This is a genomic window from Halomicronema hongdechloris C2206, assembly GCF_002075285.3.
GTDB lineage: Bacteria > Cyanobacteriota > Cyanobacteriia > Phormidesmidales > Phormidesmidaceae > Halomicronema_B > Halomicronema_B hongdechloris.
In genome coordinates this window covers 3,845,822-3,857,455 of sequence record NZ_CP021983.2, presented here as the reverse complement: position 1 = coordinate 3,857,455, position 11,634 = coordinate 3,845,822, and the positions used below count along the sequence as shown (strand labels likewise).

Annotated in this window: 4 protein-coding genes; 2 read left to right on the top strand and 2 right to left on the bottom strand. The window is 50.1% G+C overall.

Going from position 1 to position 11,634, the window contains the following annotated elements:
- The first annotated feature begins 37 nt into the window (after positions 1-37).
- Together XM38_RS17500 and XM38_RS17495 are read left to right on the top strand one after the other, a co-directional pair.
- Entirely contained in the window at positions 38-2,353 is a 2,316-nt protein-coding gene (locus tag XM38_RS17500) for a CHAT domain-containing protein (protein WP_187329451.1), read from the top strand.
- Complete coding sequence (locus XM38_RS17495) at positions 2,353-3,105, top strand: hypothetical protein (RefSeq protein ID WP_137455160.1); 753 nt, start codon at positions 2,353-2,355, stop codon at positions 3,103-3,105. The genes XM38_RS17500 and XM38_RS17495 overlap by 1 nt, the downstream gene beginning before the upstream one ends.
- 34 nt (positions 3,106-3,139) lie before the next feature.
- On the opposite strand, the gene XM38_RS17490 is transcribed toward XM38_RS17495, so the two are convergent.
- Positions 3,140-7,900, bottom strand: a complete 4,761-nt coding sequence (locus tag XM38_RS17490; RefSeq protein WP_187329450.1) for a CHAT domain-containing protein — start codon at positions 7,898-7,900, stop codon at positions 3,140-3,142.
- 165 nt (positions 7,901-8,065) lie between these two features.
- Positions 8,066-10,804 carry a ShlB/FhaC/HecB family hemolysin secretion/activation protein gene (locus XM38_RS17485; protein WP_187329449.1) on the bottom strand — a complete coding sequence of 913 codons (2,739 nt, stop codon included), beginning with the start codon at positions 10,802-10,804 and terminating at the stop codon, positions 8,066-8,068.
- Positions 10,805-11,634 lie beyond the last annotated feature (830 nt).

Below are 11,634 nucleotides of genomic sequence, written 5' to 3'. Positions count from 1 at the left end.
GTACCTGAGATACTATCATCTGCAATCGGAACAGCCAGTGACTCGTAGCGGTACCTTTTCGGTACGTCCTAATGGCGATCCGTCAGCGGCGGTCAGGAATGCTGAGGATATACTGACCACGACTTTTCTAGATTGGCTGGGTGCTGGGGATACTCGCTCAATCGAGCGACAGTTGCAAACGGCCTTACTGGAGGTTTCTCAAACCAGTGAGGAAGAGTCCTCCATGCCGTTGGGTGTGAATGTTTTTCTGGCCTGTGGAGATAGCCGCTTGCAGCAACTCCCTTGGGAAGCATGGGCCAGAAGGCTCGTACCCCAGGGATTGCCGTCCAACTCAATTCGGGTGATTCGCACAGCGAGGGATGACCCTCAAGGATTAGCCGGACAGCCGCCACCGGAATCGCTCAAAAAGCCAAGAGTTTTAGCCATTGTGGCTGAGGATAATCACCTAGACGTAGATGGGGATTGGGAAATCATCCGAGGCTTGCGCCCGGTTGCCGATGTCAAAAAAGCCAAGTGGTTGCCAGAGGATGCGCCCCATGTCATTACTCGCAAGGTATTTGAGGCGATCGCGGATGATCGCGGATGGGACGTTCTCTTCTTTACTGGCCATAGCAGTGACCAGGAAAATACCAGTGGCACGTTTAAGTTAACGCCGATGGTCAGTCTGTCAGTCAATGACATTCGAGAGCATTTGGAAACAGCCCAGCGTCAGGGGCTAAGGCTAGCAGTGTTCAATTCCTGTTCAGGATTGGCGATCGCCCAGTCGCTGACTCGGTCAGGTATTCAAGCGATCGTGATGCGGGAGAAGATTCACGATGATGCAGCTCAGGAATTTCTGACCCAGTTTTGTCAGCGGCTCCGAGAGTATCAAGATGCCCACACAGCAATGATGCAGACCTGCGAGGTGCTAAGGTCGGCAGAGAATATCAAGTTTCCGTCGGCTCATCTGGTGCCGTCATTATTCAGCCCACCAAGGGTGCTGCCGTACCGCATCAAGTCGTACGTTTGGCGGCAGCAGATGAGGAAGTGGTTACCCACCAAGCGGGAGCTAACCACTGCGGGAGCGGTGCTGCTGTTAGGTGCCGTACCCGTTGTTCAAGATGTGCTAGTTGAAGTGCGTGTTGCACTACAGGCAGTTTATCGAGACATAACCCAACAAGTTCCAGTAATGGCTGAAGATGCTGTACCGCCCGTCCATTTAATCGCGATAGATCAACGGGCGTTAGATATGGCTGGTATTACCGAAGCGGAACCGATGCCCCAAGCTTTTATCGCCGAGCTAGTTGATGAAGTCTCCCTTTATCAGCCGAAAACGATTGGCATTGGATATTTATTAGATGATCCTGATGCAGGTTCTTCTCAACTGCTCGACACCATGAGAGAAGTGTCACGAGAGCAGGGTAGCTGGTTCGTCGTACCAACAAGTTCAGACCGGAACCTTGAGGTATTCGATGAGCTACAACAACTGGAAGTCAGTCTAAGAAGTGACGCTAACTTCTACACATGGGATGTTGACACCCCAGACGATAGCGATTTAGAGGAGCTGTGCCCTTTCGGCTATTTGATGGCCTTATCACACAGTCTAAATGCCAGTCCTGCGACGGCAAATATAACAAGTTTCAGGCAAAAAGTGGATCAGGCGGTCGGCGATCAAGAGATTGAAAATGTTGGTAATGATTTTTGTAAGAGTGTGATCGCCTTAACCAATACTGTACTGGCCGAAAACGAACAATCAAGAAGCTTCATACATCAGAATAAATCTTTTTTGGGTTGGCAATCTATTATCGATTTTTCGCTACCACCTAGTTTTTTTTATCAAAGAACATTGGCCTCTAATTTACTGGAAGAGAGTTCATCGGATGCTGACACAACTGCGCAATCTTCTGATCAGGTTTTCATCATTGGCTCTGGTGACTATGCCGATGCCGAAGATAACTATTCGCCACCATTGGCTATAGAGTATTGGTGGTGTTTATCACTTAATCGACCTAATACCCAGGACTCAAACCAGGGGACACGACAAAGCTGTGCATATCAGCCCAGGTCTTTCAGTAGCTCAGAATTCCATGCCTATATGACCTCTCAACTCTTGCAGCGACACCAGGTTAGAGTTGTACCCAACTATTTAATGACGGGATTAGCCATCTTTTTGGGCAAAGGCACTGTTTTAGCGCTACAGAAACAGCCACGGGCGAAACGCAAAAAATTGATTCGCACTGCTTTCTTCGCGATCACTGGCTATGGATTACTCAGCCTACAGCTTTATGTTTCGGTGCCCGTTTTGCTGCCGGTTCTATTCCCTTTGACTGTTTTACTGAACTACTTAGGACCTATTACCCGGAGGATATTCTGATGCGTTTACTACGGACTCATTCAAAAAGACTATTGCTGTCAGTCTTATTACCAGCGACCGGAGCAATGTTGGCAGGCGTTTTTAGTCAATCAGCATTCGGGAACACTCCAGTTTCTCAGGTGCTGAATTTTGACGGTCAACAAGAGAAAAGCCAATCAATCATCGATAAGATTTTTAGACGGTCGCGCGGGGGAAGTACGCGAGGCCCTATCTGTGTAATCACACCTGACGGTGGCTACATTTGGCATCACCAGCCTTTATTTGTTTGGTTCGGTGGCGAAGGCGAGCTGCGAGTTCAGGTGAGAGGAGAGACTGTCAACGACGTTAGATGGAGTGACACGGTATCCATCCCAGAAGATGCAGATGCTCAAACCCTGCACTCTATAGCCTATGACAAGGAAAATTTGTCGCCTGGAGAAGAATACTACTTTGAAATCTATGGAGGTGGGGACAGGCCATTTGCCGTACCGTTCCAGCTTCTTCCCCAAGCTGAATGGCAGAATGTTCAAACAGCATTGAACGATTTATCTAGTGGATCGGCTTCAAGTGACCGGGACTCGCTGACCTGGCAAAGAATAGACTACTTTTCTAGCCATAGTTACACTCCGGGTAGTGGTATTACAGCAGCCGGAGCGGACAGCGAAACCTACTTCTTTGCTGATGCCGTACAGGAGCTGTTTAACCTCAGCCAATCTGCTGAAAAAGATGCCTACACAAACCAAATCTATGCCGAGCTGTGTGAAAGCAACTAGACGGAGAGGCGAGCTTTCGCACAGCGGTTCATCTCTACCAGGGGCTGCCGACTACGGTAAACCAAGCCCAATAATAGGGATGCTCAAAGCTTTGATAGCTAGAGGCTGTTAGAGGTTCCTGAAGCGGAAAACCCGCTTCTAACCCCTCACCATAGATGTGCCCCTCTTGGACATAGACTCGCCTGTTTAACATAGCAAGTTGGGCCTCTCGCAAGGCTTCAGCCTTGATGGGGGCATTACTGAGGTTGGTATAAAACTGAGCCATCAGTGCTGCCGTGCCCACGTCTGAAACTTGTACTAGGCTAGCTAGTGCTGACTTGGCACCGGCTTGATATGCTAGCCCAGCAAATCCCAGTTCAGCTTCTCTGTCGCCGAGGGCTGTTTCACAGGCGCTCAGGGTTAGAAGCTCAATGTCATGCAAGTCTAATGTCGTAGGCAACTCATCTAGAAACAGCCGCTCCGTTCCCGCGAAGTGAATGTACGAATTATGGGCTTCACTGTCTTTGAACTGAGCATGGGTTGCCAAGTGAACGATGCGAAAATCTTGCTGCTGCAACAAGGACTGTAAGTTGCCGATCGTGAACTCTGCCTGATCAGGTACTTCGACTTCTCCACGCCAGATGGTTTCTAGGAACTCAATTTCGGTACGAGCTCCCTTCAAAGCACTGAGCCGATCTTCGGATTGAGAGAAATCATCGGTTCCCATCGCCAGAAAGGGATCTTGGCTGACATCTCGATAGCGAGTATCGGTCAGACTCATACTAGGGACTAAGCCGACGCTGTAATCTTCGATTAGGTAGCGACCATCAGCACTCTTGAGCAGCGACAACGGAGTTGAGCGGAGTCTGCTGGCGATTTCTGCATCACTTTGCAAATCGCTGATCGCATCATCATTATCATTACCTGGGAGGAAAGCCGCTAAAGGAAGATGCCGGAGATTGGCGTCCATGACGAAGAGTAAGTTGTTGATGCCCTGATCTTCAAGCATGGTTTCGATGGGCTCAATCAAATAGTTATGCATGGAGCGGGCATGGGGTTCCCAGCGATCGCTGCCAAAATCCTGACTCAGTTGAGCATTGAGATTTTGTACAGCAGAATCAATTTGCTCAAAGGTAACCTCGGTAGGGAACAGTTTTGGCGGACCATCGGCAGTGATGACCATTAACACCAATTTTTCAGAGACTTCTTCCGCTTGAGAGACATAGGGGCTAATGGTAGAGTAAGCGGTGCCTTGTCGGTCAGAAGAGTATCGCCATTGGATATCAGGCGATTCTTCCACTTGCCCGGAAGGTTGAGGATTCTTGTTGACAATTTCGGCAAGCCTCTCGGTATCAATTTGAGAATTCACAAAAAAGGCATAAATCACCGCTGGTTTTACGGAACCGGTTTGTGCCTCTACCCGGTTGAGTTCACTTTGGATCACGCTGAGGGTTTTGATCGGCGTATCTTCGCCTGTGCGTCCAAAGTAGGTTTGAACATCTGAGGTGAGAACTGTCTCTATTTGCGCCACCAGTTTGGCGGCTGGAGACTCAGGATCTGTCACCTCTGGGATAGCAGGCTGGGTTTGAGTTTCAACCACGTTGGGGGAAGGGGTGAGGATGCGGATATTGCCCTGCGTGTAAGACGTGGGGAAAGACTGAGTGGGCGCAATGACGTTATCAGCAGCGGAAGTGATTGCTCCGGCAGTGCCATTAACAGTGGCATCGCCAACGTCAAAGGAAGTTCCCTGTAAGCCACCTCCATGACGAATGGTGATCGGCCCGCCACCTTGGCCTCCAGCACTAGAAATGCTTGCTTCAATACCATTTTGGTCGATGAAGGTGCCAGTAGCGCGAAAGAAACGCCCGGTAGTGATATCAACTTCGCCGCCAACACCTGCCAGTCCCCCTTGAGCATCAATAAATGAGACCTCTACGTCTTCTAACGGATCTAGGAAGACATTGCCGCCGCTGCCAGTGGAGCCGCTCGTATCGAGCTCCAGAGTGGTAATCGCGGTTTCGGCAATGATTCTGAGGTCACCTCCAGTTAAACCATCAACATCAATATCACTCGTGAAGACGCTGCCATTCTCGGCTTCAAGGGTGACGCTGCCAGCAGTGCCGTTTTGACTGCGAGCAGCGACATTACCGGCCCTCGTGTCGATTGATCCGTTTGCGCTTCTGACGGTCACCGTACCTGCAAAGCCACTACCGTTATTGGTATCTGCAATGGAAGCGCCAATATCACCTGTTCGGACATCGCCTGCCGCTTCAATGGTTAAGCTGCCTGCGGTGCCGTTATTGGAGTTAGCCAAGACCCCATCATTGACCTGAGCAGTGGTATCGACAGCCCCATTCAAACTCCTGATCAAAATGTCGCCTGCTGTGCCGCTGCCGTTGTTAGTGATGCTAATCCACGAAGCCACATCAGCCGTTCTGATATCCCCTGCAGCTTCGAGAATAATGTTGCCTCCCTGCCCGCTGTTAGATCGCGCATCAATGCCTGCAAAGTTGGTTTGATTAGTTGTGTCAATCGAACCTGCAAGACTTCTGATTGTGATATCACCTGCAGTGCCAGTGCCTAGATTTGGGAGACCGTTATTGTCTTCGACAGGGATTCGAGAAGTGACGTCAGAAGTTGTAATATTTCCCAAAGCTTGTATTAGTATATTGCCGCCTTCACCGTTCAGAGAACTTGAATTTATTTCTCCTGTATCAATATTAATAAATCCATTAAGGCCAATAATAGATATATCGCCAGCATCGCCATTACTGGAACTTGAGGAAATACCATCTGGGATGAATATATTTCCCTCTTCACTGAAGATTTCGACGTTGCCACCGACATTATCTGCTGAAGCATTAGCTGGTGCAGCAGCAGTATCATCAATTGCAATATCACCAAGTGCAGAAACAAATATATTTCCAGCAGATGCACTTCCACGGGTATTAAGGCGGGGGATGCTTATTTGACCAGCTCGGCTAGTTATAGTGACGTCTCCTCCAACTCCATCAAAAACTCCGAGTGAAAATATTGCGTTATTGACAGTAATGTCACCAAATGCATCAAGTGATATCTCACCTCCGCTTCCATCAGGAGACCGACTGTCTAATATATTTACAGCAATACTTCCATTTTCAGAACTAACATTGATAGAACCAGCATCATTAGTTGAAGGAAAAGCTGAAGGAGTAAGCGTATTTATCGTACCAATAATTACATCTCCACCAGCAGAAATTGAAATGTTGCGATCAAAGGCAACGATTTGATCACCTTCTCCTAAAATGCCTCCTGCAAAAACGCTATCTCCTTCTATATCAAGCATTATAAAATCATTGCCGGCGTTAAAAATTATTGAACCACCAGGGCCTTCCGAAAACGCTAAAGCATCATCGGTCAAATCGTTAATAGTAATATCATTAGTTGCTTCTAAAATGACATTGGTATCTGACCCTAAATTTTCTAAAGCAATTTCTGAAATTGTGAAGGTATCACTAGGACCATCTCCAGCCAGTATTTCGCCATCAATAATCTGACCATCATCAGTTCCCGCTCCATCGACAATCACAATATTTTCAGGGTCTAGTAGCAACGTCCCGGCTTCCCCGTTTGGAGCACTCGTATTAACTTCTCCTCGAAACGTCAGAGTTTCTGCACCTGATACCTCGACAAATCCACCGTTACCCGATTCGTTCCCACCTTGGGCACTAATCCCCCCATAAAATCTTGTCACCTCATCCGCCCAAACGATCACTTCGCCCCCATCACCTGTTGTCCCTCCATCAGCCTGAATGCTCGAATCCTCACTTATATACGTCCGCTCTGCATTTGGCAACATCCCGTTGCCCTGAAACTCACCCCCCACCAGCACACGACCACCACCCGCATCGCCCGATGCATCTACCTCAGCACCGACTAAGCCAACCCGATCGCCCAAAACCGCAATTTCACCCCCGGTCTGTCCCGACGCTCTATTCGCCGCATCTAATTGCCCCGACACAATGCTCGTCGCCCCTCCACTCGGCACCATCACCCCGGACTCCGCCAACTGCACCGAGCCATCCGCCGCCAACACCAATCCCGTCTCGATGCCCGGTGCTCCCTCGGTCAGCAGCCTCGGCAAATCCCATGGGGCAATGGCCGACGCGCCACTTTCTGCCAGCAGCGCCACATCCACCTCCAGCGCCACCACCCATCCCGGCTGCTGCAACCGCACTCGACTGGTCCCTGGCACCGCCGTTACCGTGATTTGTCCCCCCGGAGCTTCAATCGTCCCCGTATTGATCACCGTGCCGCCCACCAGCGACACTCCCTGCCCAGGCTCAACCGCCAGCGTTCCGGCATTGACGATCGCCCCCGGTTCCCCCACCCCAAACCGATACGCGATAGGGTTTCCCGTCAGGGTCGTAAAGTCACCTGCCTCAATGGCATCAAACCAGCCTTCAGCAAACTCAATGCCTGTTGCTGTTGTCGCACTAAACGACCCCGACAAGTCCAGCCGAGCATTTGGGCCAAATACAATCCCCGCCGGATTCATCAAAAACAGGTTCGAGTTACCTCCCGACACCTGTAACAGCCCATCAATAATCGACGGATCACCTCCGATAACCCGGCTCAGAATATTTTGAATCGTCGGGTCAGACAAAAACGTGGCAATCTCATTCGCTGACAGCCCCAGTTCCTGAAAGCTATGGAACAGATTCGCGCCATCACCTGACAAGGTGCCGCCATCAATGATGTAGCGCTCCCCATCCTGCGTCACGATCGTGGCTGTCCCATCCGCTGCCGGAATAATGGATTGAGCAAAGCCAGGCAATCCCCCCACCCATAGCCCAGTCATCGGCAACGCCACCAACAATGCCTGGATACCTAGTCGGCCCAGCTGCATTATCAAACCAGTAGTGTTCTCTGTCTGTGGTGATGCGTAACCCATGACGTTGCTCCTTTAGATCCTGTCGCTAACTGTGCAATTCAGCCCGTTCTATTCAGTCCGATAATTCACGCGAAAATAGAAGCCGGAATCTTGAGCGTTGTTACCGCGATCCTCTAAATCAATTAGCGGCAAGGCGTAGTCCAGCCGGACACTTAGTCGCTCTATCCCCAAAAACCAATCCCAAATGCCACCAATGCCCACACCCGCCAGAAATCGTTGCTCTGGCAAAATATTCGGATTCCCTGCCGTATTCCACACCATCCCCATATCGACAAACGGGGCTAGCTGGACTTCCGGCACACCAGATGGCAACCGCGTCACCGTAATGCGATCTTCTATGGAGAAACGAAAGCCATTATCCCCAGAACGAGCATTTTGCCGGAAGCCGCGCACCAATTGCCCCCCGCCAATGGTGAACTGATGAGCCGGCAGCAGCATATTCGGTGTCAACTGCACATCGGCTCCAATCACCAGCAAATGCTTGTCACTCAGACGCTGCAGCCGCTGGGCCTGAAACAACCAGCTAAAGAATTGACCATCCGGAATCGACGAGGGATTTGCCGTGGCCTCAAATAATCCGGTACCAAAATTAAACTGAGACTGCAATGCCCAGGCTCCGAAACTGTCTCGGCTAACGTATTCTTGCCTAAAGGTGAAGACACTGGTCCGGCTCACCCCATCTTCATCCGGGCCGATACCAAAGGGAGCGGGCTCCTGGTCAAACACAAAAGTCTGCCCCTCCTGAAACGTAAAGCCTAACGATAGCGCTAGCTCCTCATTGAGCGATCGAATCACGGGTTGCCGTAACTGCACACCGTAGCGCTCAATCTCCCCCCGCAGCCCCAACTCCCTGAAATCGGATAGGGTCACTTCATTGCGCTCCGGCGCAGCTCGAAACTGTAGGGTTCCATTCATGGCGTTTAAAGGCACCGTATATCGGAAATCAAAGACCTCTGCTCCGCCCGTCGTGGATCGAAAATAGGAGCCTGAGAGCGAGTCGCCCCACCCAGCCAGGTTCCGAAGCGCCACGTCAATTCCAGTCCGCTCACTACCAACCCTGGGTGGCGAATAGTTATCGACTGAAATTCCTGCCACAAAGGTCGGGGCTTCCTCTACCGTCACCTCCAGATTACTCAACCCAAGGGTACCTGTCGGTTTGAGCGTTGCCTCAACAGCAGACAGATTGGGGTCCACCTGCAACAACCGCAGTTGTTCCTCAATGCGATCAATTCGTAGAGGCGATGTCACTCCTAATTCCAGCCGACTACGGACATAGCTTTCTTGTAAGTGTTCTGTGCCCTGAATGTTAATCTCGCCCAACTGTCCCTCAATTACCTGCAGATAGACAATTCCATTCTCTGAAACGTCAGGAAAGTTGTCTCGATTTGGGGGAATCGCCTGAGAAGTTATATAGCCCTGGTCCACATAGAGTTGTGTAATGCCGTTAGCCACATTAATCAACTGCGGCAAATTCACGGTTTGAGTTTCATTCTCCAGTAAGTTGGGATGTATCCCCGCTTCCTCAAGAATAGGCTGGAAGTCAATCTTGTCAAAGATCGTGCTGCCCTTTACTTCAACACCACGAATTTCAATCTCTGCCCTTTCGAGTAATGATGGCTCTGCCTCTGAAGCGGGGGCAGGCACTGCTTCCTCGGAAGCATCTGGAGACACAGAATCTGGAGGTAATGCCTGGGCAGTGCTATCACTGATAGCCGCCGTCTCTACCTCCTGCAATTGCAGTAGCGGGGCCGGTTCCTCAGGAATGGAAGACAACGACTCATCCCCGCGCCCATTATCAGCAGTGACAGCTACAGGCTCTGAATGGGCCGAAACCACTATCGGCCCTTTGATCATAGACAGTGCCGTGAACAGCATATTTTGCCGCGCTTGCACCGGAAACTGGAGCCTATAAAATTGCCTATCTTGCTGCCACATCACCGACACCAAGGGCGAAAAGGCATCTCCCTCAACTAGCTCCAAAACATAGGCTGTAATTTCTCTGCTAAGCGTAACTGAATTTCCTTGCTCCTGATGCTGCCGATGTAAGTCCTCTGCTGCTGCCGACGTCCCCGCACTGGCTGAAAAATGCCCCAGGAAGCAATCTGGTGTGGTGGCTCGGCAGGTAAATATACTCGCTGTTAAAGTATCTGACGTCGTTGTGGGAATTACTTCGAGCTGATAGTTGGCCTCATCATTTGCTGTGGTTTCTAGCGATAGCATTCGCTCAGGTAACCTCATGGATACAGCGGCTGGCAACTGTTGGGCTAATGCTTCCGCCAAGGCTGCCAATCCACCGGAGGATAGCTCGATAATTTGATTTCTAGTTGTAACTTCAGATTCTTCGGTGGGAGCGTTCGCAGTCTCTGTAATAGTACTGATGCCTGACAGGGGTGGGGCAATCGCCATTGAGTGTGCCAGGTACAATCCCGTTTGGCGAACGTCTGCAGGGAATCGCACCGCGTAAAGCTGGTTATCCTGCACCCAAACAACTGAAGAAAGTTCAGCCTGTGGGCTGAGTTTCGACCCATCCAACAAATACCCTCGCGCTTCAGGGGCAAGGGTAATGGGAGCTGCAGCTGCCTGATGTTGTTGCAATGCTGCTTGAGCAGTCGGAGAGGATACTTCCAGGGTAGAAAAGCTAGCAATTAGACAGTCTGGAGAAATGTCATCGCAAGTAAACAGTCCAATGGCGAGGCCTGACTCTGCTGATGCAGGAAATATGTGAACAGAGTAATCCTCTTCTGAGGTGAGCAACTCCTGTAGCCAACTATCAGCAGGCAGGCGCATCGTCAGGTGCGAGGGAAGCTGACTTTGAAGCTGACTTCGATGACTGGCCAAGATAGCTGGCGGCTCGTTGGCTAGCGCTAAATCTGCAGTGAAGTCCCCAAGCAGGAACAATGAAGTGAAAATGCTGCGGATGAGGATGGAAGATGCATGCTTCATGGAGGCGCTGATTGCTGGCTGGGGCTATGCCTAACCACACTGTTGCTCGAGTTCGTCTAACTTTAGCAAAGAAATTCAGAAACGCTACAAATACTTTGGCAACAATCTGACTGACAACGTCCATATCACGATTATTAGCCTCTTCCCTAAGCAAGCCGGGACATGTTATTCACCATCCTGGCCCAATCTTATTAAGAAATACGTACAACGCTGGTTTCAACGGCCAAGTTGTGTCGAGAGACGTTAAGGAATTCGCCATAGTCTGCCAGATCATCCAAGTTGAGAGCTGAAAGCAAAATTTCGAGGAAGAGCCAGATGAATAGTTTTGAGAACAGGTTCTGCTTCATACCCATTTTAGTTCTCCAGTAGTGATGTAGGGTCAATAGCCTTTATTGCAACAGTTTGATTGCTGGAGCTCCCGAGCTACATATCATTCAATGTCGGTGGTTTGAAGTGATGCACTCATGAAGCCACATCAGATTTTTTGCCATTTCTGTGAACCAAACTGAATCGGTACCTACTAGTGGTAATGAGCTATCAACAGTGCTTGAGATGCAAAGGGTTTCGCAGATTGAGCATATGGGAGCTCAGCATTTGTACGCTCATGCCTGTTATCCATCAGCAGAATGCAAATACCGATGGAACAAACACTACCCAGATGAAGCTCTTCCAAT

Excerpts from the sequence above, each read along its gene's own strand:
- XM38_RS17495 (WP_137455160.1), top strand. The coding sequence starts at position 2,353 with ATGCGTTTACTACGGACTCATTCAAAAAGACTATTGCTGTCAGTCTTA.
- XM38_RS17485 (WP_187329449.1), bottom strand. The coding sequence starts at position 10,804 with ATGCGCCTGCCTGCTGATAGTTGGCTACAGGAGTTGCTCACCTCAGAA.